This is a genomic window from Phormidium sp. CCY1219 (assembly GCF_055795085.1).
In genome coordinates, this window is record NZ_JAYFEQ010000614.1 from 1 (window position 1) to 262 (window position 262).

Sequence of the window (262 nt, forward strand, 5' to 3'; positions counted from 1 at the left end):
GTTTGTCCCCAATTTCTCGTGCTATCTCTAACGATTGCAGGAAGTATTGCTCTGCTTCGGCGTATTCTCCCAGATTCCGGTAAACATTTCCCAGGTTGTTGAGGGTTCTGCCTTCCCCCGCTTTGTCGCCGATCGCCCGATATATTTCCAGCGCCCGTTCCCACGATTGTAATGCTTCACGAAACTGACTTTGCCCATACTGCTCAATCCCCAGTTCCAACAATCGTTCCGCTTCCTGTTGTCGCTCTTCCACCGTTTGGGC

The 262-nt window shown here is 51.5% G+C and carries 1 protein-coding gene; it reads right to left on the reverse strand.

From position 1 onward, the window contains the following. Nucleotides 1-262: tetratricopeptide repeat protein (locus tag AC0QH1_RS17250; protein ID WP_324632476.1), on the reverse strand; the 262-nt coding region annotated here is incomplete at both ends.